Below are 26,517 nucleotides of genomic sequence, written 5' to 3' on the forward strand. Positions count from 1 at the left end.
GAGACCGAAAGTCCCGAACATCTGCCCCCTCGGGAGTATCGCTTTGTCGTTCATGGTTGATTCTTCGTTCCCGTCCATCAGATACCCCAGCGTAGCGCGGCGGTATGCACCGGCGCATCCCACAATTCCCTTGACTGGCTGTCCAGCACGGAGACGGTGATCGAAGCACCAGCCATGTCGAGCGACGTCACGTAGGAACCAGTCAGGAAACGCGTGGCCGTGATCCCCGCTCCGTCCAGAATGCGCTTGGCGCTGTTGGCCATCAGATAGAGCTCGATCAGCGGCGTCGCGCCAAACCCGTTGATCAGAAGAAGCACTTCACTGCCCTTGCTCGGCGCGAGATCGCCCAAAATCGCGTTGAGCATCTCGGCAGCAATCGCATCGGCAGAGCCCAGCGGCACCCTGCGGCGTCCCGGCTCGCCATGAATGCCGACACCCATTTCCATTTCGTCGTCACCCAGGGTGAAGTTCGGCCGACCCGCCGCCGGAACGGTGCACGGCAGCAGCGCTACGCCCATCGAGCGGGTACGCCGGTTGATATCATCGCCAAGCGCCTTGAGAGCGGCGAGCGGCATTCCCTTCTCGGCAGCGGCGCCGACGATCTTTTCCACGATGAGCGTGCCTGCGACGCCGCGGCGACCGGTCGTGTAAGTCGATTTCTCGACCGCGACGTCGTCATTGGTCACTACGCTCTCGACATCGCGTCCGGCCATCTCGGCGGCCATGGTGAAATTCATCACGTCGCCTTCGTAATTCTTGACGATGAAGAGCACGCCAGCCCCGGTGTCGACGGCCTCCGTCGCCTCGATCATCTGATCCGGCGTCGGTGAGGTGAAGACCTGGCCCGGACAGGCGGCATCGAGCATGCCGTGGCCGACAAAGCCGGCATGAAGCGGTTCATGGCCGGAGCCGCCGCCCGAGATCAGCGCGACCTTGCCAGGCTTCAGGTTGCGGCGGCGCACGAACTTCCTGTCGGCACCGAGCAACAGGATATCGGCATGCGCAGCCGCCAATCCGTCGAGACTCTCTTCGAGCACCGTGTCGGCGCTGTTGATCAGCTTTTTCATGGCGTCCTCCCCGTGATCTTTTTTGCGTTTCGAATTGGTCAACCGATGCTTTCGGCGTAGCGCGCGAGCTGGGCAGCGAAGTCGACGATGAGCTGCTCGAGCGCGCGATTTTTCTTGTCGTCGCCGAGATCTGGCACCGTCACGGTCACAACACGCGTGCGCGCCTCGCGGTGGGCGCCGCGCAGCCGCCCCGGATGCGCGCGCCCATAGGCTTCGAGGAAAGCGGCACGCTCCGCACCTGCCAGATGGCAGACCTCGAAGATAATCGGGACATGCTTGGCCGGGATCGGCACCAGATAGGCCGGATTGGTGATCTGGCTGACGAATGACCGATTCTTGCCGAGCGCCGCCGCGAGCTTCAGCCGCGTCCCGGACGGCCGGTTGTCGAGCGCCCGTCGCAAAATGAGCTTGTAATCCGCGACATTGCTGTCGCCCGGTCGACTTGTGTCTTCGCCTGCGTCGTCACTCATGCGGTCACCCTGGCAATGGCGGCCTTGAGCCGCGCCACCGCAATCGGCGAGACCGACAGAGTCGTCAAGCCGGTCGCCAGCAGCGCCTTCGTCAAACGCGTGTCCGCCGCGGCATCGCCGCAGAGCGAGACCTCGACACCCCGCTTGCGCCCGGCCTCGACCGTTCGCGCGATCAGCGCGAGCACCGCCGGATGGCCGGCATCGTTGAGGTCGGCGACAGCGCCGATATCGCGTGCCGCAGCCATTGTGTATTGGGTCAGATCGTTCGACCCGATGGAATAGAACGCCGCGCCGAAGTCCTCTGCGCATAACGCTGCGGATGGGACCTCGACCATGATGCCGAGCGGCGGCCGGGCACAAGCGATGCCCTCTGCGCTGAGGGCCGCAAATTCGACGTCCATCATGGCATTAGCCCGGTCGAGCTCCGAAGGGATAGCGACCATCGGCAGCATCACCTTCAGCGTCCCATGCACGGCCGCCCGGCACAGCGCCCGCAACTGCACGCGAAACACCTCCGGCCGCGCCAGCGAGAGCCGGATCCCGCGCAGGCCCAGGAATGGATTGCGCTCGCCATCGACCGTCACGCCGGGGATTGGCTTGTCGCCGCCAGCATCGAGGGTGCGGATCGTCACCGGCCGTCCTGCAGCCCACTCGAGGATGCGCCGGTAGACGGCGTATTGCGCGTCCTCGCCGGGCAGGCCCCTCGATCCTTCAAACAGAAACTCGGTGCGCACGAGGCCGATGCCGTCGCAGATTGCTGGATCGAGACCCGCAAGGTCTTCGGGTGCGGCAACATTGAGAAGGATGGCGATGCGCCTTCCATCGGCCGTCAGCGCCGGCTTGAGGCGGCCCGCATCGGCAGCGATCTGTGCGGCACGCGCCTCCCCCATGCGCTGCTCGAACAGGCGGCGCGTTTCCGGCTTGGGATCAAAGATCACGCGGCCGGTATCGCCGTCGACCAGAGCCAATGACGGCGGCTGTCCGTTCCACGGTAATGGACCTAGTCCAACCACCATGGGGGCGCCGCGCGATCGCGCGAGCATCGCGACATGCGACGATGGCGATCCGCTAGCGAGCGCAATGCCACCGCCGCGGGTCCAGTCCACAGCGAGGAACGTCGACGGCGAAATATCGTCACCCGTGACGACGGAATCTCCGGAGATTCTTGCGATCGTGTTTGCGCCGTTCAGCCCTGCGAGCACGCGATCGCGAATGTCGACGAGATCGGCGGCACGGGCGCGGAAATACTCCTCATCCGCCGCGCGATAGCCGGCGATCTCCGCATCGAGTGCTGCGCGCCAGGCCTCATCGGCAGCCGTACCGCCCGCAACAGCCTCGTAAGCCCCCTCCGCGAGCGCATCGTCACCGAGCATCGCGACCTGGAATTCCAGGATCTCCGCGGCCTCGCCATGAACCTTCGCGATCAGTTCGGCAAGCTCGGCTGCTGCCCCCTCGATCGCTGCCTTCAGCGCTGCGGCCTCCTGCGCGGGATCACCTTTCGTCACCCTGCTCGCCACTGCACTCGTCAACACGGCGACCGGGCCGATGGCGAGGCCTGGCGAGGCGGGATGGCCGGTGAGGTGAATCTCGCCCACGATTCTACGCCTCGCCGAAACCGTCATGCACCAGCGCCAGCATGGCCGCGAGCGCCGCCTCGCCATCAGGGCCGGCAATGCGGAAATGCAGCGTTGCGCCTTGCGGCGCTTTCACACGCATCACCTTCACCGGACTCTTGGCGTCGGTCCACGGCCCCTCGGCTGCAAGCGCAATTTCGATCTTGGCGACAAACCCTTTCGCGCATTGCGTGAGCTTCACCGACGGCCGCGCGTGCAGGCCGACCGGATTGACGAGGACCGCCGAAGCGGTCAGCGGCACAAACGTCTGGGCCGCCCGGTTGGCGTTGGCATCATGCATAGAATTCCTCCGCACTGCGCTTGACGGCGGCAAGCGATGAGCCGCCCGAAGATTCGGTCGCAGCGATCACGGCCCCCTCGACCACCGGGGCATTACAGACCAGCACGCGCGCGCGCCGGTCTTCCGGGAGCATCTCGACCGCCATCTCCGAATTGGTTTCGGCACCGCCGAGATCGACGAGGATCGCTACACCCGCCGGTGACCAGGCTGTCTCGATCGCCTCGAGGATTCCCGCAACATTCGTACCTAGGCCGCCATCGACATCGCCACCGGTCCAGGCCAGCGGCACTGCGTCCCCGACCATCTGGCGCACCATATCGGCCGCGCCTTCCGCGATCTTCGGCGAATGCGACACGATGACAATTCCGACGTTGCTCATGTATTGACCTCGAGCTCCAGTGTCTCAACTGCTGCGCCGATCAGAAGCGACGCCGAGCGCGAGCCCGGGTCCATATGACCGATGGAACGTTCGCCAAGGAACGATGCGCGGCCACGGATGGCCTGCATGGGCGTGGTGCGATCGGCCGCTTGCACAGCCTCGGCCGCGATTGCCTTGGCATCACCGCCTCCCGCGAGAACCGCGTGCACCGGCACCAGGACATCGAGCAGCGTCTTCTGTCCTGCCTCCGAACGGCCGCGCGCCTTGACGGCCTCGATTGCCTTCTCCGTCGCCGCGACCAGATCGGTCCGGCTCGGCTGCTCCGGAAGGGCCTTGCCCAGTTCCATGAAGAAAGTTCCGACCAACGGCCCCGACGCACCGCCGACCTTCATCACCAATGTCATTCCGATCGCCTTCAGCATTTCGGGGAGCGACTTGTCAGCAAGGCCCGGCAATGCGGCGAGCACCGCCTCGAAACCGCGTTTCATGTTCAGCCCGTGATCCCCATCGCCAATCGCCTGGTCGAGGCTCGTCAACTCGTCCGCATGCTCGATCACCGACGCCGCCAGCGCTCGAACCAATCTTTCCCTGGCTACCCGATCAAGGCTCATGCCGCTACCCTCCAGCCCTTCGCATCGAAAAACAGCGGTTTATTCAAACGCAGCGACACGACGTCTCCGGCGCCAAAACCCGCCTCGGGATCCGCCAGGGTCACGACCGGTCGACCCGCGAGATCGAGATGAAGGTGGCTCTGGTCGCCGAGATGCTCGACCCGCTTGACGGTTGCCGATATGTCGCCGCCGCCGCGCGCAATCGTCAGGTGCTCGGTCCGCGCGCCAATCGTCTCGACGCCGACGGGCGCCCCCGCGAACAGCGCCGCCGGCAGCAGATTGATCGTCGGCTGGCCCAACCTTGCTGCGACATGCGCGTTGATTGGGTTCTCGTAGATTTCCCGCGGCGTGCCGATCTGCATCAGCCGCCCGCCTTCGATCACGCCGATGCGCGAGGCCATGGTCATCGCCTCGGTCTGATCGTGGGTGACATAGAGGATCGTCGCGCCGAGATCGACCTGGATCCGCTTGAGCTCGAGGCGGAGCTCGCCGCGAAGCTTGGCATCCAGCGAGGAGAGCGGCTCGTCCATCAGATAGATCGAGGGCGAGCGGACCAGCGCCCGGCCGATCGCGACCCGCTGCATCTGGCCGCCTGACAGCTGCGTCGCCTTGTTGTCCAGCTTGGTCTCGATATGAAGCAGGCGCGCCACCTCCTGCACCTTCGCGCGGATATCGGCTTCGGGCACGCGGTGGGTCGGCGCACGCAACGCGAAGGCCATGTTCTCGAACACGGTGAGGTGTGGATACAGCGAATATTGCTGGAAGACGAAGGCAACATCGCGGTCCGCCGGCGCATCGCCGGTCACGCTGCGCCCGTCGATGCGGATCGAGCCAGAATCCGGCTGCTCCAATCCGGCGATCAAGCGCAATGCGGTGGTCTTGCCGGCACCGGTCGGCCCGAGCAATGCCACGAACTCACCGTCGCCGACGGTCAGCGATAGATCACTCAAGGCTTGAGTCTTGCCGAAGGCCTTGGAGACGGCATTGATCTCGACCTCAGCCATGCGCGCCTCCCTCATGCAGCGCGGTGCGGATCGCCCGGCCGGATGCCTTGTCGAAGATCGACAGCGTATCGGGCCGGAAATCGAGCCCGACAGTCTCGCCGGTCCGAAACGATTTGCTGCTGGGTGAGCGGGCCTTGAGCGCGCCGTAGTGCGTCGTCACGGTCACGATCTGCGTCGTGCCCAGATATTCAGTGCCATAGACCTCGCCGCGCACCATGCCACGATCGGTAAAACGCACATGCTCGGGCCGTACCCCGAGCACGAGCTCGCTTTCCGCCATGGCCTCCCGCGCCGCAGGAATTGCGACGTCACGCTCGCCGAGCCGGATCGCCTCTTCACCGGTCTGCAGGCCGCCACGGAACGGCAGGAAATTCATGGGCGGCGAGCCGATGAAGTCGGCGACGAACAGCGAAGCCGGCCGGTCATAAATGTCGCGCGGGCTCGCCACCTGCTCGACGACGCCGTTGTTCATCACCGCGATCCTGTCGGCCATCGCCATGGCCTCGAGCTGGTCATGGGTGACATAGACAGTCGTCGCGCCCAGCCGGTCATGCAGGGCCCGCAATTCATGAATCATGGCGTCCCGCATCTCGGTATCGAGCGCGCCGAGCGGCTCGTCCATCAGAAAACACTTTGGCTTGCGCACGATCGCCCGGCCCAGCGCAACACGCTGCCGGTCGCCGCCGGCAAGGCCGGAGACGGAGCGGTCGAGAAGGTGCGAGATCCGCAGGATGCGCGCAGCCTCGACGACCCGTCGATCACGCTCGGCCGCGCCGACGCCCTCGCATTTCAGGGGAAAGCCGATGTTGCGCCGGACATTCATGTGCGGATAGAGCGCGAAGAGCTGGAACACGAAGGCGATGTCGCGCGCCGATGCGCGGTTCATCGTCACGTCCTCGCCATCGAGCCGGATCGTGCCCGCCGTCGGCAGCTCCAGGCCGGCGATCATGCGGAGCGTCGTGGTCTTGCCGCAGCCGGACGGTCCGAGCAAGCAAAGGAACTGGCCGTCCTCCACCGTGAAGCTGGCGGACCTGACCGCATGAAACGCACCGAAGGATTTGTCGAGCGCCTCGACCTTGATCTGTGCCATCGCGCGCTACTCCCGGACCTTGGACACGATGGTGAACATCACCGTGCCGAACAGGGTCGTCGCAAACGACCAGGAGTACAGTGTCAGAGACAATGGCTGCATCAGCATCACGACGCCGGCGGCGATGATCGTCGTCGCGATGGCTTCGAGCGGGCCGCGGCGCAGAAGGCGGTCCGCAAGACCGCGACGCGCAATGGATGGAGTGGCGTCGATGCTCATTTGCGGACAGCTCCAAAAGTGATGCCGCGCAGCAGATGCTTGCGAAGCAAGACCGTGAACACCACGATCGGCACCAGGAACAGCGTCGTGCCGGCGGCCACTGCGGGCCAGTCTTGCCCACCCTCGCCGATGATGATCGGAATGAACGGCGGCGCCGTCTGTGCGTTACCCGAGGTGAGAAGCACCGCGAAGGCGTATTCGTTCCAGGCGAAGATCAGGCAGAAGATTGCGGTTGCCGCGATTCCCGTGGTGGCCTGCGGCAGCACCACCTTCACGAACGCCTGGAAGCGGGTGTATCCGTCGATCATCGCGGCCTCTTCGTACTCACGCGGGATTTCGTCGATGAATCCCTTGAGCAGCCAGACCGCCAGCGAGACATTGACCGAGGTGTAGAGCAGGATCATCCCGAGCCTGGTGTCCGACAAGCCGATGGTGCGGTACATCAGATAGATCGGGATCGCGACCGCGATCGGCGGCATCATCCGGGTCGACAGGATGAAGAACAGCAGGTCATCTTTCAGCGGCACGCGGAACCGGGAGAAGCCGTAGGCCGAGAGAGTACCCAAGGCAACGGCGAGCACGGTCGAACCAAACGCAATGATCAACGAATTGACGAAGCGCGGCACATAGTTCGAGGGACCGGCGACGACCATGTTGCGGCTGCGCGCGATGTCATCGCACAGGCCTTGCGGCGGCCCCAGCGAACGGATGAATTCCGGCGTCTGGCGCGAGCGGGTCGTAAACAGGTTGCAGAAGCCTTCGAGCGACGGCTTGAACATCACCTTCGGCGGATAGGAGATCGCATCGTCAGGCGACTTGAATGCGGTGAGCATGATCCAGACCAGCGGGATCATGGTGATGATCGCGTAGAGCACGACGAGCGAGCCGGCAAAGCGCCGCGTCGTGGCAGACGGCTCGACGACTGAATGGGCCGTGGTGGCTGATGTCATCGGCTTTTCACCTTGTTCAGCGCCTTCACATAGATGTTGGCGAGTCCGAAGACCGTCACGAACAGGATGATCGCGAAGGCCGAGGAATAGCCGGTGCGCCAGCTCTCGAACGCCGCCCGCTTGAGCGTGATCGAGGCGACTTCCGTGGTCGATCCCGGCCCGCCGCCGGTGAGCAGATTGACCATGTCGAACATCTTGAAATTCTCGATCCCGCGGAAGAGCACGGCCAGCATGATGAACGGCAGCGCCATCGGCAGCGTGATCGACCAGAACTGCCGCCATTTCGACGCGCGGTCGACCTCGGCCGCTTCGTAGATGTAATCGGGGATCGAACGCAGGCCGGCGAGACAAATCAGCATCACATACGGCGTCCACATCCACGCATCGACGATGACGATGGCCCAGGGGCTCAGCGTGACGTCGCCCAGCATCTGGAAGGACGAGGCTGCGCGGCCGGTGAAGAAGGCGACGACGTAATTGAACAGGCCGATCTGGGGCTGGTACAGGAAGGTCCAGAAATTGCCAACGACGGCCGGCGAGAGCATCATCGGCAGCAGGATGATCGTGGTCCAGATGCCGTGGCCGCGGAATTTCTTGTCGATGAGGTAGGCCAGGCCGAATCCGAGGACGGTCTCGATTACCACCGTCCAGATCACGAAATGCGCGGTCACCTGCATCGCCGCCCAGATGTCAGGATCGGTCAGGATCGACTGGTACCAGTCAGCGCCCAGCCAGATCGTCGGCACGTTGGCCCTGTTCGCGCGGTAGTTCGTGAACGACAGATAGATCGTCCAGAGCAGCGGGAAGATGTTGATCGCCAGCAGCAGCACGATCGTCGGCGTGATGAAGAGCCAGGCAAGCGTCCTGTCCGACAGGCCCCGGATGCGGCGCGCCACGCCTGGCCGGACCATGACGGCCCGATAGGTGATCCGCGAAGAGGCACTCAATTCGTTCATTGCGTGAACCGATCCTGGCACCCGGCGTCGACACTGCGACGAATTCCGGTCATCTCGAAGGAAACCCGGAGCGCGAGCGCACGCGCTCCGGGCAGCTTTGCATCAGAACTTCTTGCCTTCTTCCTTGAAGATCGCCTTCCAGTCCTTCACCAGACCGTCGAGCGCTTCCTGCGCGGTGCCCTTGTCGGCCACCACATAGTCATGCACGCGCTTCTGCTCGGCTTGGAGCAGCTGGGCGTAGGAGGGCTCGGCCCAGAAGTCGACGACCATTCCCATCGACTGCAGGAACTCCTTGGCGAAGGGCGCGCTGTTCGGGAAGCTCGGGTCGTTCAGCACGGACTTGGCGCAGGAATAGCCGCCGAGCGCCCACCACTTCTTCTGGACGTCGCCGCCGGAGAACCACTTGATGTATTGCAGCGCCTCGGCCTGGTTCTTGGAGTAGGAGACCACCGAGATGCCCTGTCCGCCGAGCTGCGTCGCTTGCGCGGCGGGACCGGCCGGGTTGACGAAGAAACCGATCTTGTCGCCGCCGACATTCGGATCCTTGTAGAGGCCTGGGAAAAACGCGAAGAAATTCATCTGCAGCGCGACCTGGCCGGACTTGAAGGCATCAAGCCCTTCCGACATGTAGGAGTTGGAGGCGCCGGGCGGCGTGCAGCACTTGTAGAGCTCCTTGTAGGCCTCGAGCCCCTTCACCGCGCTGGCCGAGTTCACGAACCCATCCATCGCATAGGGCTTCTTCGGATCATCGTATTTGAAGCCGTAGTCGTAGAGGTAGTTCGAGACGCCCATGGTGATGCCTTCCGAGCCGCGCTCGGTATAGATCGAGGCGCCGTAGACCTTCTTGCCGTCGATCTCGCGGCCCTGGAAGAATTGCGCGATCTCCTTGAGCTCATCGAGCGTCTTCGGCACGCCGATCTCGCGGCCGTACTTGGCCTTGAAGTCCTTCTGCACGTCCGGCCGCGCGAACCAGTCCTTGCGATAGGTCCAGCCCACCGCATCGCCCATCGCCGGCAGCGCCCAGTAGTTCGGTGTGTTCTTCGGCCACTCGGAATAGCCGACCACCGTGGCCGGCATGTAGTCGTCCATGCTGATTCCTTCCTTCTTGAAGAAATCGTTGAGCTTGACGTACTGGCCGTTCTCCGCGGCGCCGCCGATCCATTGTGAATCGCCGATGATGAGGTCGCACAGCGAGCCGTGCGAATTGAGTTCGTTCAGGAAGCGATCGGCGTAATTGGTCCACGGCACGAATTCGAACTTCATGCCGATACCCGATTTGGCGGTGAAGTCCTTCGACAATTCGACCAGCGCGTTGGCGGGATCCCATGCGGCCCAGCACAGCGTGATAGTCTTGCCTTGCGCCTGCGCGGGCGTGGTGCCCGCTCCGACGCCGAACGCGGCGCCAACAGCCCCGCATGCCACTACAAGCGTCTTCATCGTTCGTTTCATTGCACGTTCCCTCCGAGTGGGCCGGCCATCGACATGGCGCGGCTTTCCTACCCGCTCGAGTGCTTCGAGCAGAGCGACACAGTCCATGACGAGCTGAACAACTAAACTGGCGTTTCCTCGCGCCGCCCGGATTCTATAGATCCGGCAGGCTCGATTTGTTTAGTAATGCACCATTTACTAAACATTGCAAGCGCAGTTTGCTGGTCGTCCGCTCGGCCGATTGCAATTTTCTCGTCACGAGCTGATCGCTGTTGCGGACAAGCCGCGCGCCGACGGAGCAAGGGCGATCACCAGGTCCAGGTGATGGTCGCGAGCATGATTGCTCTGGATGAATGGCATCGACCCGTGAGCAACGGTTGGAGTAAGCGCTCGACTTACGGCCCGCATTGGTCTGCCCAAGCGCAGCGTTTATTCGCGGTCAAACGTGCTGTATAACGCCTGCAAGGAGGGATCGCGATGAAGGCTTTCATCCTTGCCTGTATTGCGACGATCGTCATCGCAGTGGTTGGAGCTGCCGCGCTCAATAGCGTACAGGAACCCGTCGCTGAGGCCTTTGCGACGACGGGCGTACGTCTTTAGGCAACGCTCCGTCAGCTCTATTCGGCTGCGGACGTAGCATGGCGAGGCTGCGGCCGAGAATCGTTCGGATCGCTCCGTGCCAACTCCTGGTCGAGCCACAGGCTATGGTGCTCGCGCGCCCAGTTGACATCGACCTCGCCTGATCCCATCGCCTCGAAGGCACCTTCCATCCCGATCGTGCCGATGTAGATGTGAGCGAGCATCGCGGCGATAAACAGCACGGCCACGACGGAGTGAACGATCTGGGCAATCTGCATGCCCTCGATTCCCGTCAGGTAGAACGGGAACATGAGCAGATACCCGGTCGCAGCGACGAGGCCACCGCCGATCACGACGATCCAGTAGATCCCCTTTTGACCCGCATTGAAGCGGCGAGCCGGCGGATGATCGTGACCGATCAGGCCGCCTCCGCGCTTGATCCACTCCACATCCACCTTGCTCGGGATATTGCCGCCGATCCACATCAGAAAGATCAGCACGACGCCGATCGTGAAGGGAAAGCTCAGGTAGTTGTGCGCGAATTTCGCCCATTGCGACCATTCCGAGAAGGCGTCAAACCCAATCAGCGGAAGCAGCAGCGGCCGACCGAACGTGATGTTCAATCCCGAGATCGCCAGGATGATGAAGCAGGTCGCAGTCATCCAGTGCACGAAACGCTCAAATGTGTTGAATCGCACGATGGTGCGGCCCGATCGTCCGCTTTCGAGACGGACCATGCCGCGCGTCAGATAGAAGATCACCAGCACCGCCAGCATGCCGAGCATGGCAACGCCGCCGATCCACCGCAGCGCGACGTTGCGGAATTCGCGCCACTCGCGGCCAGCCGGTTGCATCAGCACGCTGGAGCGCTGGTCGGGAATGCTGACGCGCCCCTGGATCCGGTCCATCTCCTGCAGCAATTGGCGCTCGTTGACCGAGCTCGCCGTCGGGTTGACCTGCTGGGCCGCTGACGGCGCCGGAACTGCCATGACCAACAGAAGCAACGCCCACGCGCCGATGGCTGGTCGAATGAACCTTGCAAATGAGGACATCTGCTCCTCCCGGCATTTGTGCCACGGCGCGTGGCGCCTTCAGGACTCGATTGTTTCGCGATAGGCGGTCTTCCAGCCCCACGCGCCTGAGCCATAGCCACGCTTCAGCACGCGCTCCTTGTAGATCTGGGCGATGATCTCGCCGTCGCCGGCGAGCAGCGACTTGGTCGAACACATCTCGGCACACAGCGGCAGCTTGCCCTCGGCCAGGCGGTTCGCACCGTATTTTTCGTATTCCTCCTTGCTGCCATCGGCCTCGGGGCCGCCGGCGCAATAGGTGCATTTGTCCATCTTGCCGCGCGAGCCGAAATTACCAACCTTCGGATATTGCGGCGCGCCAAACGGACAGGCGTAGAAGCAGTAGCCGCAGCCGATGCAGAGATCCTTGGAGTGCAGGACTACGCCATCGGCGGTGGTATAGAAACAGTTCACCGGGCACACTGCAGCGCACGGCGCATCCGTGCAGTGCATGCAAGCCATCGAGACCGATCGTTCGCCCGGCTTACCATCGGCGATGGTGACGACCCGGCGGCGGTTGATACCCCAGGGGACCTCGTGCTCGTTCTTGCAGGCCGTGACGCAGGCGTTGCACTCGATGCAACGGTCGGCGTCGCAGAGAAACTTCATACGTGCCATCGTCGTTGCTCCCTATGCCGCCGCGATCTGGCAGAGAGTGACCTTGGTCTCCTGCATGTTCGTCGCGGGATCGTATCCGTAGGTGGTGATCGTGTTGGCGCTTTCACCGAGCACGATCGGGTCGGTGCCCTTCGGGTAGTTGCCGCGGAGATCCTTGCCCGCAAGCCAGCCACCGAAGTGGAAGGGCATCCAGGCGACCCCCTTGCCCACCCGCTCGGTGACGAGTGCCTTCATCCTTGCCCGTGAATTGTTCTCGGCACCGGTGACCCAGACCCAGGCACCATCCTTGACGCCGCGGTCGGCGGCGTCGGTAGGATTGATCTCGATGAACATGTCCTGCTGCAATTCGGCGAGCCACGGGTTGGTCCGGGTCTCCTCGCCGCCGCCCTCATATTCGACCAGGCGGCCGGACGACAGGATGAGTGGGAACTGTTTCGCAATTCCCTTCTCCACTGCAGCCTTTTGCACGGAGAAGCCAATATTCGGCACCCGGAACTGCTTGGCATCGGGCAGCGTCGGATATTTGGCAACGAGATCGACGCGCGGCGTGTAAATCGGCTCGCGGTGGACCGGGATCGGATCGGGCAAGCCGAATGCATTCATGCGCGCCTTGCCGTTGCCGTAGGGGACGCAGCCGTGCGCCAGCGCGACGCGCTGGATGCCGCCCGACAGGTCGAGCGACCACGACACCGCGTCCGGAGTTGCGGGGTTGACCTTGTTGATCACGGCCATTTCCGCTTCGGTGAGCTCGGTATCCCAGCCGAGCTTCTTCAGGCTGGCGAGCGTGAATTCCGGGTAGCCGTCCTGGATGGCCGACCCTAGCGAGTACGAGCCATCCGCGAGCAGGCTGACCTTACGCGTCGTGCCGTCCGGCAGCTTCTCCTCGCGCTCGATGCCAAACCGCGGCCGGAACGTGCCGCCGCCATCCATTACATGCAGATTGGTATTGTAGAGCAGCGGCGTGCCGGGATGCTTGACCTCCGGTGATCCCCAGCACGGCCAGGGCAGGCCGTAATAATCGCCCCCGACCTCGGGATCGTCCTTGGGTGCCCGCATGGTCAGCATGTCGAACTTGGCTTGGTTCTTCATGTGCGCCTTGAGGCGCTCGGGCGATTGCCCGCAATAGCCGGTCGACCAGCTGCCGCGGTTCATCTCGCGAAGTACATCCTCTGCTTCAGGAAGATTGTTCTCGACCTTGATCTTCTTGAACATTTGGTCGGCGAAGCCGAACTTCTTCGCCAAGAGGTAGATGATTTCGAGATCATCCTTCGACTCGAAGATCGGCTTCACGATCTGCTCGCCCCATTGCAGCGAGCGGTTGGAGGCGACGCGCGAGCCCTTGCACTCGAATTGCGTGGCGACCGGAAGAATATAGACTCCATCCTTGCGTCCCGCCTCGACTGCGAGCGAGGCCCAGGTCGTCGGATGCGGATCGGCGATGACGAGCAGCTCGAGCGCCTTCAGGCCATTAAGAGATTCAGGGATACGGGTGATGCTGTTGGAGGCGTGTCCCTGCACGAATACCGCCTTCACACTGTCCTTCTGCGCGATCTGATCCTTCGGCAGCGTCACCGCCTCGAACCAGCGGGTCAGCGGAATGCCGGGGGCTTCCATGATCTGCTTGGAGTCGAAGCGAGACTTCAGGAAGTCATAATCGACCTCCCAAACCCGCGACCAGTGCTTCCAAGCGCCCTCGACGAGGCCGTAGTAGAACGGCAGCGTGACGATATCGAGCCCGACGTCGGTCGCGCCCTGCACGTTATCGTGGCCACGGAAAATATTGGCTCCCATGCCCGCTCCGCCGACATTTCCGGTCATCAGCAGCAGGATGCAACTGGCGCGCACATTAGCGGTGCCCACGGTCTTCTGGGTCTGGCCCATGGCCCAGATCAGCGTGGCCGGCTTCTCGGTGGCAAACATCTTGGCGACGCGCTTGAGCTGCTCGCCGGGAATGCCGGTGACACGCTCGACTTCGTCCGGAGTCCACTTCTCCACTTCCTTGCGGAGATCGTCGAACCCGTAGACGCGCTGCCGGATGAATTCCTTGTCTTCCCAGCCGTTCTGGAGGATGTGCCACATCATGCCGTAGAGCACCGGGATGTCGGTGCCCGGCCGCATCCGCACATATTCGGTCGCGTGCGCGGCCGTGCGCGTCAGGCGCGGGTCGATGACGACGAAGTTGGCCTTTTGCAGTTCCTTTCCCTCAAGCAGGTGCTGAAGCGAGACCGGATGCGCCTCTGCCGGATTGCCGCCCAGGATGACCTGCGTCTTCGCATTACGGATATCATTGTAGCTGTTGGTCATCGCGCCGTAGCCCCAGGTATTGGCGACGCCGGTGACGGTGGTCGAATGGCAGATGCGAGCCTGGTGATCGGTATTGTTGGTTCCCCAGAATGCGCCGAGCTTGCGGAACAGGTAAGCGCCTTCGTTCGTCATCTTGGCCGAGCCGAGCCAATAGACGGAATCGGGGCCCGACTTCTCACGTACAGCTTGAAGTTTGTCGCCGATCTCGTTGATCGCGGTGGCCCGACTTCTCACGTACAGCTTGAAGTTTGTCGCCGATCTCGTTGATCGCGGTGTCCCAGGACACGCGGGTCCACTGCCCGTCTACCAGCTTCATCGGGTAGCGCAGCCGTCGCTCGCTGTGCACGAGCTCGCGCACGGAGGCGCCCTTGGCGCAATGCGATCCGCGATTGATCGGGGAATCCCAGCTCGGCTCCTGGCCGATCCATACCCCGTTCAGGACCTCAGCCGTCACCGTGCACCCAACCGAGCAATGCGTGCAGACGCTCTTGCGGACGGTCGCGCCGGCAGTGAGCGGACCGGCCATCGCCGCCTCCGCCTTGCGCACGCCGCCGACCGGCAGCGTGCCGAGCACGGCGAGCGCGCCGCCGGCAAGACCGGATTTGCGCAAGAAGCTGCGGCGGTCGAGACCGCCGGCCTGCCCCGCAAGGGACACGGCAACGGAACCATGGCGCAAGGAACGCTCGTTTGTTCGCTTGATCAGCACGGTCAACCTCCCTTGGCCGGATAACGATTGACGCGATAGAAGGCCTTGATGTGATCGGTTTCCTTGTAGCGCGCCTTGCGCTTCTCATCGCTGGTCTCGCTATCAGCCTGCGCGGACCCGACCAGCGGTGCCGCGAGCGTCGCGCCGGCGCCGACCGTGCCGACGCCGGCCTTGCGCAGGAAATCGCGACGCCCGACTGTGGTTTTCTCGTCTTCACTCATCGCATCTCTCCTGGACCTGCCGGTGCAGGTCAGTTGGCGAACGTGAATGCTTCCCTCTCGATCTCGATAAAGGCGCGGCCGAGCGCGCCGACCGCACGATAGAAGATGGCGCTCTCAGCGCGCTCGATGTCGGCGAACAGCTGCCCTATCCAGGACCCGACATGCTTGTCAAAGAACGCGCGCTGCGCCTCGAACGACGCCGGGAAGCGCCCTCCCGCGAAGCCCGCCATGATCTCGCACAGGATGGCGGCGTGATCTTCCGGCTCCGAATTATTCGCGGCGCGCTCGATTCCGGACGCGGCGAGATCGGCGCGCAGGCGCGACAGCGGCCGCTCGTTGAGGAATCCCGTCAGGTAGTAGGAGGCATAAGGCAACAGCTCGCCGCGGCCGAGACCGACGAACAGATCGAAATGTTCGCGCTCGACCTTGGCTGCGACTGCATTGGCGGCGGCTGCGGCCAGCCCGGCATGCGCGCACCCGAGCGGCGTCGCATCACCGTTCAATGCGGCCAGTTGATCGAGCAGCCTTCTAGACGGTGCCGAGGACAAGAGCGTCGCGAGCAGCAGATATTCTCGCGCACGCGCCGCATCGACGGGTTCAATCAGCTCTTCGGACACAAGCGGCTCGCTGTACAGATCAGGCCGCAAGTCCTGGCGCGATACACCGGTGGCCGCTTCGACCGCCATCACCCGTTGTGCTGGCACCTTGCTCCAGTTCGAAACGGAGGGTTGGCTGATGCCGATTTTGCGCGCGAGTCCTGCAACGCCGCCAGCGGCGCATATGGCTCGCTCAAGGCCATCATCACGCACGTGGACCTCCATCCAAGTCCCGGGTGCTGATTTTGCTTTCGCTACAAAGCGCTAGACCAAGCGTAGTCCCGGCCCAACGGAGGGTCAATCGCCTCCCATAGTCTGAGGCTATAGCCGTTCGTCGGAGCCTAGCGGGGTAGCGCTCCGCCATGCGTGCGGCGAGGACTCGACGGCTGTTCGCCTCCAGTGCTTTCAGCCACCGTTAGTTGCGATGCAGCAGGAACAGGTGCGGGCGCGGCTTGTTCGACGACGATCTCAACACTCGATCTCTCGACCTGCTGCAATTCCGGCGAAGAATCCGTGACTTCAACCGGAGTCTCAGGCAGCATCTCGGCTGCCTTGCTGAGGCCGCCGAAGATTCTGTCCACGAACGCGGCCAGTTCTGCTTCCGAGCAATCCAGCGGGCCAAAGCCCGGCATTGCGGTCGGATCGTTGAAGTCCCAGGCGTTTTCCGCAAGCCCGACGAAGTCGCGAATGGCGGGATCGGCACTCCAGGCGCGACGAAGCGCCGCACGCGTCAGCTCCTGCGGAATCCCCGTGCGCAGGAATTGCCTGATGTCCGTTACGGACGTGATCGAGTCGATCGAAGGCAGGCTCGAAAGGTCAAACTCTGCTTCGTCGTTTTTCACGGCAGGCGGTGGTGCCGACTGCATGTCGTCGGGCATAGCCGGATCGGGTTGCCGAGCGTTCGCCTTTGCTTCCTGCTTGCGACGGGACCAGCGCGCCAGGAACTTATCCTCACTCATTCGTGTCCGCCTTTTTGCTGCCGGCTCGCCAGCGCTTCCGGATCGGCCTGCCGCCGCTTGCGTTTGAAGAATTCCCTTTCGACGTGGTGCTCGGCAACGACGCTTTCAATCTGCTCACGCAGCGCTTCCGGCATGGGGACGGCCTCGACCAGGTTCGCGCCGGACTCCGTGAACGCCTCGCCTTCCGCAGGATCGGCGGTGGCGGCAGCCACCGAATAGGGCCAAGCGCCCTCCGCAGGCGTCAACACGGTCCAGATGCTCGGGCTACCCGAAGCGAGATTGTCGCGATAGCGCGCCGTCTCGGAACTGTAGAGATCGACCGTAGCACTGCCGGCATAGAACAGCGTTCTGCCGCTCTCTTCGCGCAGAACCGTCCAGGGCCTTGTGTCCGGCTCGTCCGGCAGCACGGCGACGGCGCGCCAGACAAAGTCAGTCCAGGGCGAGTCCGCCTTGTACCGCTCGACCACGATGCCGACGGGGATGCACATTAGCGGCAGCACGGCCGGGCTCACGTCACCATCTCCAGGTGCTTGATCGGCAGCCCCGTCAGCAAATTCTGCGGCTTCATCCGGAGCTGCTGATCGGAGTTCATCGACAGAATGAGATAGACCGGCTCGCCCTGCATCTCGTCCGCGACTGCACTCGTATCTGCAAACGTCAGGCTGAACAGTGCAAGCACACGGCCGGCGCTGCGGTCGTCGAGTTGTTCACCATGCCAGAGACGGTCGCCGAGCCTGGTCGCATCGGGGTCGAGCCCAACATACCAGGTGAGCCGCGCATCACGCAGTTCGCGCAGCGGCTCAATATCGACGTCAATCCCGAGCAGATGTGAGATCCAGCGCGCCATCGCACGCGCCAACGCCCTCGGCCCGCGCCCGCCCGCGGTGAGCTCGAAAGCCATGTCGAAATGGTCGCTTCGGTGCCAGTAGTCGTCGGCATTGCCCTCGCTCAGGACGTCCAGCTCGGCATCGGTCACGGCCCCGAGCATCGACATCAGGGAGAGCACCGGGGTCGGGCTCCGCCCACCGACGACCTCCTCGTCGCCGAGCAGCAGGGCCCGTTCTTGCGGCAGGATGCGCTGCTGGCGGAAGAATAGCTCAGCTGCGCGCAGCACGAACGGGTCATCGCAGCCATCCAGCGCATTGCGCAGGATGACATGCACGAGTTGATTGACGAACAGCGGCGGCAAACCGTTCGTCCCCGACCGGACGGCTGCAAGATAGGCGGCTTCCAGGGTCCGATGTCTCACCAGGAGATCGCGAACGGCAAGCACGAGCCGCCAGTTCTCCCGGGCATCCGCGTCAACGATCGCTGCGATTTCATCCACACTGACCGCCCGGCGGGGAGCAACAAGCAACTCGCGGTGCAGGCGCCGCTCGACCGGGCATGCGTCGTCCGGCGGAATCAGCTCGGGCCGGACGAAATAGGCCTTCAGGAACTCGTCGGTGACGCAAAGCCCGCCGCCCGCCTCGCGGTCGAGCAGATGATGGCCGCATGCGATCCAGAAATCATTCATCGAATCTGCGGCTCCTGGCCCATATCGGCAAGCCTGACATTGCTGTCAGGTTCGACGTCATCCTCGGCTTCCATGAACGAGAACGCCTTGCCGTGCCCCTGTCCCTGCCGCAGCTGCAGCCTGCGGAACGACTCGCGGATTTCGCCGTCGCTCACCGAGCGGTGGACGGCAATGAGCGAACTGATCGGATGCGTGCAGAGCGACTGCACAAAGACGACCTCTTCTTCGGCGGCCGTCCGCGCGGTTGCCGGATCCGGCGCGCTGAAACGATCGATGAATTGCCCGGCGAGGAGCTCGATCAGCGCCCGGCAGTCGCTTTCCGTTGCCGGCACGATCTGCGCCAACGTCGACCAGCCCCAGGATTGCACCCCGAGGAGGCCGCTGCGAAACGCCGCGCGCGCCTTGCCGCTCAAAGTCGCCGGATCCTGGTCGCAGAAGCGGAACGCGCCGGAGACGACCCATTCGCCGGGCTCTGCCGCCGCGTCGAACACGAAGGTGTCGGAGGGATCGAGCGCTATGGCGCGCAGCAGTTTCAGGGCTCTTGTCACATCCTTGGCCCTCCGAGTTTCGGATCGAGCCAGGATAGTGCGGCGAGCGCTTTGACGAGCTCGCTCCGCTCAACCCTGCCGGTACCGACGTGACGCGCGAGGAGGTCGCCGCCCTCGTCGATCCTCACGACGGTGCGCCGCTCATGGGGAACCCGGCTGAGATAGTCGCGTGCGACGCTGTCAAAGCCATCGACCTGCCAACGATCGATCACCCGCATCAGGTGCCGTGCAAAACTCTCGGTCACCTGGTCGGCGCCCGCTTCGCCGAACCCCTCCTCATCCAGCGCGGACGCGAGCGGACGAACGCCGGGTCCCTGATCGGCCATGGCGACGGTCCGGATCATGGCGCCAAACACCAGCCATGCGGGCCGCTCAGTCTCGCGCGCGGACGATGGCCACCCCATCCGCCCTCCTCCGACGAGCCCGCCGTCGATCTCGACGGAGCCAGGCCAACCGATCACAACCGTCTTGTTAGGCGGCGCATAGGCGCGAAGAGCGTCGGTGAGCGCGACCATGCCGGCGTAGAAGGCGCGCCGCGCGGTGCTCAAGTTTTCGCCGGGCTCGAGCACCACGGCGAATTCGGCGAGATCGAACCGCCCGACACACACCAATGTGCCGGCGCCGTGCTTGGGTGCAATGCGGCAAGCATGGGCAAAGGCGTCTCCGCTCTCGCGCAACCGGACGAGCGTGAAGGGCGGCGGCAGATGGATCGGTTCCGCCAGGGAAACGTGGCTGGTTGGGGTCGACCGCAAGGCCGTCCTCCACTTTCCTTTTCTTCCCGATAGTGAAAATCTATACGAGGTGCAGGAACGGCGCGAGTCCGTAAGTCGGCGCCGCACTGACGGAGGGATTCACCTGGACCAGCCAGCGAAGACCGTCCTGATCTGCTCGTGCGAAGACACGATGCGTCTTGACACGGCTGCGATCCAGCGGGGATGCCCCAACTGCGAGATCAGAAGCTTTCGCCATCTCTGCGGCGCGGAGCTCGATCATTTCCGCAAGGCGGCAAAGGCGGATGGTCCGCTGACGGTCGCCTGCACGCAGCAGGCTGCCCAGTTCACCGAAGAGGCCGGCGACCTCCCCAACGGGATCACTTTCGTCAACATCCGCGAGACGGCGGGCTGGTCGCACGACGGCGCCAATGCGGGTGCGAAGATGGCCGCTCTGCTGGCGGCCGCCGCGATTCCCGCACCCGACTATCCGCTGGTCACATTGTCGAGCGACGGCATCGTCCTGATCTATGGACGCGACGAGGCCGCGATCGAAGCCGGGCGGCTGCTCGCAGACCATCTCGATGTCACGGTGATGCTCAGGCAGCCGACAGACGTTACGCCGCCTCCCGCGGCAGTGTTTCCGATCGTAACAGGCACGATCCGCAACGCGCGGGGACATTTTGGTGCCTTCGAGCTCACGATCGACGACTACGCACGACCGCGCCCCTCTTCGCGCGACCACTTCGTATTCGAGGCCCGGCGCAACGGGGCGACCTCGCGTTGCGATCTGGTGCTCGACCTCTCCGGCGAGCCACCGCTATTTGCCGCGCACGACCTGCGGGACGGCTATCTCCGCGCCGATCCGAGAGATCCCGCGGCGGTGCTGCGCGCGGTGCTTGCCGCTCGCGATCTCGTCGGAAGTTTCGACAAGCCGAGATATATCGACTTCACACCCAGCCTCTGCGCGCATTCGCGCTCGAAGCTGACCGGATGCCATCGCTGCCTTGACTTATGCCCTACCGGCGCGATTGCGCCGGACGGCGACCATGTCGCGGTCAATGCAGAAGTCTGCGCAGGTTGTGGGCAATGCGCGGCCGCCTGCCCCACAGGAGCTGCATCCTACGCGCTGCCGCCCGCAGACACCCAATTGCAGATCCTTCGCGCCATGTTGCTCGCCTATCGCGAGGCCGGCGGCACCCATCCGGTGCTGCTGCTGCACGACAGCCAGCACGGCACGCCGCTGATCGATGCGCTCGCCCGTCATGGCGACGGATTGCCGGCCAACGTGCTTCCCCTCGCCGTCAACGAGTTGACGCAGGTCGGCCTGGAGGCCGTTATCGGCGCATTCGCGTATGGCGCGGCGGCAGTGCGGTTCCTCCTACGCGCCAAGCCGCGACACGGCGTGTCCGGACTTTTGCAGACGATCATCATGGCCGAGACCATCCTTGCCGGGCTCGGATTTGACGGCCGCCGCGTGGCCACGATCGAAACCGACGATCCCGACACCCTGGCTGACCAACTGACGGGGATGGGTTCCCTCGCCGGTCTCGAGAATCCAGCGACTTTCCGGACAGTCGGTAAGCGGGGCGATCTGCTCCGCTTTGGCCTGAGTGAATTGCATCGTCTCGCGCCAAAGCCGGTCGACGTGATCGCCTTGCCCGAGGGTGCACCGATCGGTGCAATCACCGTTGACGCCGGCGGTTGCACGCTGTGCCTGTCGTGTGTTTCTGTCTGCCCGACCGGCGCGCTTCGCGCCGATCCTGAGCATCCCGTCCTCAAATTCGTGGAGGACGCCTGTGTGCAGTGCGGTCTGTGCGAGAGCACCTGTCCCGAGAAGGTCATCACGCTCACCCCGCAGATCGACTTCCGGACCAGGCGCGCGCCGGCGCGCGTGATCAAGGAAGAAGAACCGGCCCTTTGCGTTCGCTGCGGCACGCCTTTCGGCGTGAAGAGCACCATCGATCGGATCGCGACAAAGCTCGAGGGGCGCCATTGGATGTATCCCACCGGGGACCGCCGAACCGAAGCCTTGCGGATGTGCGCCGATTGTCGCGTCATTGTCATGAGCGAAGAGCAGTTCGATCCGATCCAGGACGTTCCGGAACGCGCACCACCACGGACGACGGATGACTATCTGCGTCAACGCGAGAAAAAGGAATAGCCGCATGCCTCGTTCCATGATGGGTGTTGCGACCTGCCTTGCCATCACGGCCCTTGCCGGCACGGCCGTCGAGGCCGCCGCCCTCACCAAGGTGGAAAAGGTCGCGCTCAAACGGGCGATCGTCGCCTGCAAGGCCGAGGCCAAGGGCAAGAAGATCAAGTGGCTGTCACGCCGGAAATACGTCAACCAATGTGTCGTGACGGCGCTCAAGGAACATCCCAGCATCGACGTCGCCCGCATGCTCAAGGAGAACCCGGAGCTAACAAACATGCCCGTGGAGCAATGGCCGGGGTATTAGAGCGTTGTTGCCAGCTATTTCGACGTCGCACGCGCCAGAAAGTCCGTGAGCGCGCGGCGGTCCTCGGCCGAACCGATGTGCTGCTCCGGCATCTTGGTGCCGGGTGTGTAGGCGTTCGGCCCGATCTCGAACAGTCTTGAGACGGTCTCCGGCGTCCAGACGATATCCATCGCCTTGAGCGCGTCGGAGAAGTGATAGCCCGGAAGCGAGGCGATCTTCCGGCCGAAGAGTCCCGCAAGCGTCGGTCCGGCACGCTGCACCTCAGCCTCCGACAATGTATGGCAGGCGACGCAGGCCCTGAAGATTTCGGCGCCGTGATCGCCGGCATAGGAAGCGAGCGGATCCACCGGTGTACCCAGTACGCTCGACCCGATCGCCGCTCCGGTCAGCGCATTCCAGCGCCTGATCTTGCCGTCGGCACCGCCAGTCAGGAGCGTCGTACCATCGGGCAAGAACGCAACCGACCAGACCGGCGCCCCGAACCCAGCGATCGTGCGCATCACGTTGCGCGCCTTGCGATCGACGATCGCGACGGTGCCGTCAATCGCCCCTGCGGCGATCAAAACACCGTCTTGCGAGATCGCCAGCGCCACGATCGGCCTGGCGCCAACCATGACCTCGCCGTTCACCTTGCCATCGGCGGTCATCATGCGCAGCTTGCCGTCTGCCGCACCGGTGAGGATTTCGCCATCGGGCGCGATGGCGAGCGCATTCAGCGGCGCCGGCATCGTAACGATCTCGGGGCTGCCGCCCGGCAGAGGCCAAATGCACACTGTCAGATCGTAGCCAACGCTCACCAGCGATTTTCCGTCGGGAGCAAAGGCCACGCCGTTCACACCTTGCGAGTGACCTTCCAAAACGCTCGTCCCACCGTCGGACAGCGATGAAATCCGCACGGTGTGGTCCCACGAGGCGGATGCCAGCTTCGATCCATCGGGTGAAACGGCGAGCCCGACAATGGGTCCCGTATGCCCGGCGACAACCAAATCTGGTTGCAGCCGGCCCGGCGTCCAGATAGCAATCTGGCCGTCCGCACCAGCCGTTGCCATTCGTCCATCGCCGAGGAAGGCAGCCGCATTCACCGCACCCGAATGGAAGCGAAGGACCTGCTCGGCGGACTCGGTTGCGAGGGACCATCGGATCGCGGCAGTGTCGAAGCTGCCCGACAAGATTGTCTTGCCGTCGGCTGAAACGGCGATCGCGCGAACAGGCCCGCCGTGCCCCGCCAATTGCGCCTGCGCAGGCAGCAGCGGGAGGAGCAGCGATGCCGTCAGAAGGGCGGTGGCGAGACGCAATGTCAAATCCATTGGCCGTCGGAGACAGTCACGGCGAAGCGCCCACCGTGCCATTCTGCCCGGCTTTCGCGCCACGGCCAAATGCCGGACGTCGTCGATTCCGCCATCGATCGATGGCCGACAGGCTTGGCCTGTGGGCAAGAGCGCATCCATTTGATCCAGCTCAACGAGGGTAGCTCGTGTTGGGTTCCAGGTGCGACAAGCGGCGCCTTGAATGGCGATCTACGCGGTCGCAGTCTTCCCAAAGGCGCCTCACAGACCGAGGCCGGATATGCAAATACACCTGAAGGCCTATTTGCAGCTCATCTCGCGGTTGCGGCACTTTCGCGCGTTGCCGCCGCGAAATCGTGATCCCGGCACGCAGCACGCGTCGCCACTCCTGGTCTACGTCGTCGCAGTGTTAGCCCTCCTCCTGGCTGCCCTTGAAGTCGACGTCCACCGCGCGCGGCTTCAATCCGTGGGGCTGGTTGGCGACCCCATCGGGATTGCCCCGATTTTCATGAGTCCTTGAGCAGTGCTTGCGACAGTCGCGCCCCGGCCAGCCGCTTGGCGCGTCGAACCTGCTCGAAGGCATACGAGCCGACCAAGTCGTCCGGTTCGATCACTATCAGTTGAGACGCGCCGGCGCTGTTCTCACTGCGGTGTCTCCCTTGGAAACACAAGAGATCGATCTGCGAAATCTTCAACCGGCAATTTGTTTCGTTGCATTTGCATCTCTTGCAAAGGGGGCATCCCTGCTACCGATGTGCGACCCGCCGGTAATGGATGCGATGCCATATTCGCCGCAGCGACGAAAACGGCCAGCCCGGCCAGGCCAGAGATCATCAGAAGCTTCATGCGAACCTCCAGCGGTTCTACGAGAGTCGAAGCTCTGACTAGTGCAAGAGTCGAAATCCCCGTGTGAGATCCCTCACATCTCTCTTTCTCTTGAGACAGAGAATCTTTTGAAATCGCGTGGCTACATCGCCCAAATATTTGCGTCGGCCGAGGAACTCCTGAGGTCCCCGCAATTGGGCGAGACGTCCTGTGTCATTACCGATATGCAGATGTCGCCTATGAGCGGCCTGGAGCTGATGGCAGAGATGCGGACACAGGGTTACGACGCACCATTCATTTTCATTACCGCTTTCCCCAACGACCGCGTGCGCGCGTCAGCGCTGGGTGCCGGAGCGATTGGCTTCCTCGCCAAACCCTTTGCCGGACAAACGTTAATCGAGTGCCTCGACACCGCGCTGAACGGCCGAGGCGGCATCTGATGCAATCAACATGCGGCTTGAATTGCTGTGCGATCTAAACGCTCCACGCGTCGATCTCGCCACCGATCAACCTCTTCGGAGTCAAACACGCTAGTTGCTCTAAAAAGCGAACGAGAGGGCGAATCGTTGCCCTGTCCAAGCTTTACCAACTATCGCCGGGCGCCTAGTTTGGCGCAGAACAATCTTATCGCTGCGAGGACCGGAAGGGCACGTTGGCTCGGCTCATTCTGTAGGTCAACGTTCAACTTAACGCTCACGCAGTCGGCGACTTAAGCACTTCTTAACTCGTCTGGATCGAGGCTATATACTTCACCGCAGAGTGGAGCTGGCGCAAGAGCGCTCGGTAAAGCAAGAGATTGGCTGTTCGCAGCCCGACTGCAGTGACGATGATAACGGAGCTTCGCCAGGACAACCGCTCGCGTGTTGTGTTGAGCCTTTTCTGGTGAAAGAGCTCTGCACGATGCGCGCTCACGGCGTCGTTATGTCCGTTGACGTATGCCGGCCGTCTTGCCCATAAACGCCGCTTCGCTGTGCATTTCCTTGCCGACCGACTCACGGCAGGCGCGACGCGCTTACTACTTCGTAGGCCGTCCTCTGTAGGGGGCTTCTGCCTCCAAGCCGCCCAAGGTGCTCGGCGCAACACGCCAGGCCCCTGGGGGGCCGGGCGCACTTTGGCGGCATCCCATGCAGGTCCTCGCCGCAGCGAGCATTGCCGTAATTGCCTTGCGCAGTCAGCCCCCTACTTCCAACGCTCAAACAACTCAGCAACCGCCGGGCCAAGGAGCACTCTGGGGGCAGTCTTCTGAGCCAACTCAGAGGAACTCTCAGCCGAAAAGGCCATAAGCACAGAGGAGCCCGGAGCAGGCTAGATTAGTCTACTCCATCGGGCCCAATCTCCGGTGATCCCATGGTCACATAAAATCATCCTCATAATCGTATGCTGAGCGGCTCGCTGGGAATTCGGTATCACTACCTTCACTGTCGTCAGCTTTGGAAAGATACCGCGCAGGAGCGCCTTTTCGCTGCCATTTGCCGTCGCTTTTCCTTACCCACTTGTCTGACTTCTCTGGGTCGAGAACCATGTTGTCGGCGTCAACCTCGACGAATCCCATCTTTGCCGCACGGGCTCTTGCTTCCGGATTAGCCGGACGCGAATTGAGCAGCGGCTGTTCGCCGTCCATTCGAAGCTGGTGCTCGAGCAGGATATCGCCAGCGTTCTCGACAAGCGGATGAACGACTCGAAAATCCACAGTAGAGGTAGTCCCGTGGTCGCATCTAGTTTTGGCGTCTTGGGCCTAGCGGCGCTGATAGGGAGCCTGGCTTAGCAAAACCTGACGTGGCCGCCCTCACGTTGGCTTGTCATAGGACTTCTTTCTGAACGACACGGGGACACACGCTCGTGCCGTTGGCATTCGCCAGGTTTTGATAAGAGGTCGCGAACAGCTCCGAGGAAGCTCCTTTATTAGGAATTTGGTTGATCGCCGTCTCATATCCGGGTTTTCTTTTCGACGTTCCAGTGGAACTCGCGGACCACCTTCAACGGATTGGCCCATTTGCAGAATTTGAGCAACGATATCGCCTGCTCAGAA

At 63.2% G+C, this 26,517-nt stretch carries 28 protein-coding genes and 1 pseudogene; 4 read left to right on the forward strand and 25 right to left on the reverse strand.

What is annotated here, in order from left to right:
- Positions 1-77: 77 nt before the first annotated feature.
- The 12 genes from dhaK to FOM02_RS39840 form a co-directional block, all read right to left on the reverse strand.
- Positions 78-1,067, reverse strand: a complete 990-nt coding sequence (gene dhaK / locus FOM02_RS39785) for a dihydroxyacetone kinase subunit DhaK (RefSeq protein ID WP_027557147.1) — start codon at positions 1,065-1,067, stop codon at positions 78-80.
- 38 nt (positions 1,068-1,105) lie between these two features.
- The gene (locus tag FOM02_RS39790) at positions 1,106-1,537 is read right to left on the reverse strand and encodes a hypothetical protein (RefSeq protein WP_027557146.1); all 432 of its coding nucleotides are present in this window, start codon (positions 1,535-1,537) and stop codon (positions 1,106-1,108) included.
- The gene (gene ptsP, locus FOM02_RS39795) at positions 1,534-3,132 is read right to left on the reverse strand and encodes a phosphoenolpyruvate--protein phosphotransferase (RefSeq protein ID WP_028146327.1); all 1,599 of its coding nucleotides are present in this window, start codon (positions 3,130-3,132) and stop codon (positions 1,534-1,536) included. The genes FOM02_RS39790 and ptsP overlap by 4 nt, the downstream gene beginning before the upstream one ends.
- Before the next feature lie 4 nt (positions 3,133-3,136).
- Positions 3,137-3,451, reverse strand: a complete 315-nt coding sequence (locus FOM02_RS39800; protein WP_051377959.1) for an HPr family phosphocarrier protein — start codon at positions 3,449-3,451, stop codon at positions 3,137-3,139.
- Positions 3,444-3,830 carry a dihydroxyacetone kinase phosphoryl donor subunit DhaM gene (dhaM, locus tag FOM02_RS39805; RefSeq protein WP_027557143.1) on the reverse strand — a complete coding sequence of 129 codons (387 nt, stop codon included), beginning with the start codon at positions 3,828-3,830 and terminating at the stop codon, positions 3,444-3,446. Before dhaM ends, FOM02_RS39800 begins: the two co-directional genes overlap by 8 nt.
- A complete protein-coding gene (dhaL, locus tag FOM02_RS39810; protein WP_027557142.1) occupies positions 3,827-4,441 on the reverse strand; it encodes a dihydroxyacetone kinase subunit DhaL in 615 nt (204 codons plus the stop codon). The genes dhaM and dhaL overlap by 4 nt, the downstream gene beginning before the upstream one ends.
- Positions 4,438-5,445, reverse strand: coding sequence for an ABC transporter ATP-binding protein (locus tag FOM02_RS39815; RefSeq protein ID WP_265441004.1), 1,008 nt, complete (start codon positions 5,443-5,445; stop codon positions 4,438-4,440). The genes dhaL and FOM02_RS39815 overlap by 4 nt, the downstream gene beginning before the upstream one ends.
- Positions 5,438-6,535, reverse strand: a complete 1,098-nt coding sequence (locus FOM02_RS39820; protein ID WP_027557140.1) for an ABC transporter ATP-binding protein — start codon at positions 6,533-6,535, stop codon at positions 5,438-5,440. The genes FOM02_RS39815 and FOM02_RS39820 overlap by 8 nt, the downstream gene beginning before the upstream one ends.
- 6 nt (positions 6,536-6,541) lie before the next feature.
- Positions 6,542-6,754 carry a hypothetical protein gene (locus FOM02_RS39825; protein WP_035729913.1) on the reverse strand — a complete coding sequence of 71 codons (213 nt, stop codon included), beginning with the start codon at positions 6,752-6,754 and terminating at the stop codon, positions 6,542-6,544.
- Entirely contained in the window at positions 6,751-7,704 is a 954-nt protein-coding gene (locus FOM02_RS39830; protein ID WP_027557138.1) for a carbohydrate ABC transporter permease, read from the reverse strand. Before FOM02_RS39830 ends, FOM02_RS39825 begins: the two co-directional genes overlap by 4 nt.
- A complete protein-coding gene (locus FOM02_RS39835) occupies positions 7,701-8,660 on the reverse strand; it encodes a carbohydrate ABC transporter permease (RefSeq protein WP_027557137.1) in 960 nt (319 codons plus the stop codon). The genes FOM02_RS39830 and FOM02_RS39835 overlap by 4 nt, the downstream gene beginning before the upstream one ends.
- A 102-nt stretch (positions 8,661-8,762) precedes the next feature.
- Complete coding sequence (locus FOM02_RS39840) at positions 8,763-10,097, reverse strand: ABC transporter substrate-binding protein (RefSeq protein ID WP_084334102.1); 1,335 nt, start codon at positions 10,095-10,097, stop codon at positions 8,763-8,765.
- A 468-nt stretch (positions 10,098-10,565) separates the two neighbouring features.
- On the opposite strand from FOM02_RS39840, the gene FOM02_RS39845 reads away from it, so the two are divergent.
- A complete protein-coding gene (locus FOM02_RS39845; protein WP_265441005.1) occupies positions 10,566-10,688 on the forward strand; it encodes a hypothetical protein in 123 nt (40 codons plus the stop codon).
- Between the two features lie 17 nt (positions 10,689-10,705).
- Here FOM02_RS39845 and FOM02_RS39850 read toward each other — a convergent pair whose 3' ends face one another.
- The 10 genes and pseudogenes from FOM02_RS39850 to FOM02_RS39895 form a co-directional block, all read right to left on the reverse strand.
- Positions 10,706-11,719, reverse strand: coding sequence for a formate dehydrogenase subunit gamma (locus FOM02_RS39850; protein WP_027557135.1), 1,014 nt, complete (start codon positions 11,717-11,719; stop codon positions 10,706-10,708).
- 39 nt (positions 11,720-11,758) lie between these two features.
- Positions 11,759-12,355, reverse strand: a complete 597-nt coding sequence (gene fdh3B / locus FOM02_RS39855; protein WP_011088224.1) for a formate dehydrogenase FDH3 subunit beta — start codon at positions 12,353-12,355, stop codon at positions 11,759-11,761.
- Between the two features lie 12 nt (positions 12,356-12,367).
- Positions 12,368-15,365: pseudogene (locus FOM02_RS39860) on the reverse strand (formate dehydrogenase subunit alpha).
- Between the two features lie 2 nt (positions 15,366-15,367).
- The gene (locus FOM02_RS39865; protein ID WP_265441006.1) at positions 15,368-15,586 is read right to left on the reverse strand and encodes a twin-arginine translocation signal domain-containing protein; all 219 of its coding nucleotides are present in this window, start codon (positions 15,584-15,586) and stop codon (positions 15,368-15,370) included.
- A 29-nt stretch (positions 15,587-15,615) separates the two neighbouring features.
- Positions 15,616-16,395, reverse strand: a complete 780-nt coding sequence (locus FOM02_RS39870; RefSeq protein WP_027557132.1) for a molecular chaperone TorD family protein — start codon at positions 16,393-16,395, stop codon at positions 15,616-15,618.
- A 128-nt stretch (positions 16,396-16,523) separates the two neighbouring features.
- Positions 16,524-17,141: a DUF3306 domain-containing protein gene (locus FOM02_RS39875; RefSeq protein WP_027557131.1), complete on the reverse strand. Its 618-nt coding sequence runs from the start codon at positions 17,139-17,141 to the stop codon at positions 16,524-16,526.
- Positions 17,138-17,653 carry a DUF3305 domain-containing protein gene (locus FOM02_RS39880; RefSeq protein WP_027557130.1) on the reverse strand — a complete coding sequence of 172 codons (516 nt, stop codon included), beginning with the start codon at positions 17,651-17,653 and terminating at the stop codon, positions 17,138-17,140. Before FOM02_RS39880 ends, FOM02_RS39875 begins: the two co-directional genes overlap by 4 nt.
- Positions 17,650-18,657, reverse strand: a complete 1,008-nt coding sequence (locus tag FOM02_RS39885) for a DUF6352 family protein (RefSeq protein WP_027557129.1) — start codon at positions 18,655-18,657, stop codon at positions 17,650-17,652. Before FOM02_RS39885 ends, FOM02_RS39880 begins: the two co-directional genes overlap by 4 nt.
- Positions 18,654-19,193, reverse strand: coding sequence for a DUF6505 family protein (locus FOM02_RS39890; protein WP_027557128.1), 540 nt, complete (start codon positions 19,191-19,193; stop codon positions 18,654-18,656). The genes FOM02_RS39885 and FOM02_RS39890 overlap by 4 nt, the downstream gene beginning before the upstream one ends.
- An 8-nt stretch (positions 19,194-19,201) precedes the next feature.
- Positions 19,202-20,044, reverse strand: a complete 843-nt coding sequence (locus FOM02_RS39895; protein ID WP_265441007.1) for a biotin/lipoate--protein ligase family protein — start codon at positions 20,042-20,044, stop codon at positions 19,202-19,204.
- Between the two features lie 64 nt (positions 20,045-20,108).
- Here FOM02_RS39895 and FOM02_RS39900 point away from each other — a divergent pair, with 64 nt between their 5' ends.
- A complete protein-coding gene (locus FOM02_RS39900) occupies positions 20,109-22,079 on the forward strand; it encodes a 4Fe-4S binding protein (RefSeq protein WP_265442258.1) in 1,971 nt (656 codons plus the stop codon).
- A gap of 4 nt (positions 22,080-22,083) precedes the next feature.
- The gene (locus FOM02_RS39905) at positions 22,084-22,377 is read left to right on the forward strand and encodes a hypothetical protein (protein WP_231164334.1); all 294 of its coding nucleotides are present in this window, start codon (positions 22,084-22,086) and stop codon (positions 22,375-22,377) included.
- A 14-nt stretch (positions 22,378-22,391) separates the two neighbouring features.
- Here FOM02_RS39905 and FOM02_RS39910 read toward each other — a convergent pair whose 3' ends face one another.
- Positions 22,392-23,684 (reverse strand): c-type cytochrome, encoded by a 1,293-nt coding sequence (locus FOM02_RS39910; RefSeq protein ID WP_027557124.1) that lies wholly within the window; start codon positions 23,682-23,684, stop codon positions 22,392-22,394.
- A 621-nt stretch (positions 23,685-24,305) separates the two neighbouring features.
- Positions 24,306-24,509, reverse strand: coding sequence for a hypothetical protein (locus tag FOM02_RS39915; RefSeq protein WP_035729922.1), 204 nt, complete (start codon positions 24,507-24,509; stop codon positions 24,306-24,308).
- Between the two features lie 107 nt (positions 24,510-24,616).
- On the opposite strand from FOM02_RS39915, the gene FOM02_RS39920 reads away from it, so the two are divergent.
- The gene (locus FOM02_RS39920) at positions 24,617-24,928 is read left to right on the forward strand and encodes a response regulator transcription factor (protein WP_322596933.1); all 312 of its coding nucleotides are present in this window, start codon (positions 24,617-24,619) and stop codon (positions 24,926-24,928) included.
- A gap of 911 nt (positions 24,929-25,839) precedes the next feature.
- Here FOM02_RS39920 and FOM02_RS39925 read toward each other — a convergent pair.
- Entirely contained in the window at positions 25,840-26,178 is a 339-nt protein-coding gene (locus tag FOM02_RS39925) for a hypothetical protein (protein ID WP_322596934.1), read from the reverse strand.
- Positions 26,179-26,517 lie beyond the last annotated feature (339 nt).

Origin of the sequence: Bradyrhizobium sp. SEMIA, from assembly GCF_014844175.1 — a bacterium.
Lineage (GTDB): Bacteria > Pseudomonadota > Alphaproteobacteria > Rhizobiales > Xanthobacteraceae > Bradyrhizobium > Bradyrhizobium arachidis.